At 57.9% G+C, this 468-nt stretch carries 1 pseudogene; it reads left to right on the top strand.

The annotated features are described in order from the left end of the window. Positions 1-453 (top strand): annotated as a pseudogene (locus ACYPYD_RS20235) (IS701 family transposase); the annotation flags it as partial. Positions 454-468: the final 15 nt, after the last annotated feature.

Below are 468 nucleotides of genomic sequence, written 5' to 3'. Positions count from 1 at the left end.
GTCCGCTGGGTCCTGGTTCGCGATCCTGACGGAAAGCGCGACCCGCAGGCCTTCTTCAGTACCGACATCACCCTCGAGCCCGCCGAGATGATCGCCCTCTACGTCCGCCGATGGCAGATCGAGGTCACCTTTGCAGAAACCCGCGCTCACCTTGGTGTCGAAACACAGCGCCAGTGGACCGACAAAGCCATAGCGCGAACCACGCCGGCGCTGCTGGGTCTCTACAGCCTAATATCGCTATGGGCCTGCGATCTGTTGACCATTAAAAGCACCCCTTATTCCGCCGCCTGGTATCGAAAAACCAACCTGACATTCAGTGACGCCATCGGAGCTGTCCGTCTCCAACTCTGGGTCGGCGACATTAATCAACACTCCCCGCCGCACCCAGAACCGAACTATATTCCCACAACCCGCCTAAAACGTATGGCTCAGGCACTATGCTTCGCTACCTGATCGTACAAAGTCGAG

This window comes from Novosphingobium sp. 11B (assembly GCF_054589055.1).
The sequence above is the reverse complement of the archived record's forward strand: the minus strand, read 5'-3'. Positions and strand labels throughout refer to the sequence as shown.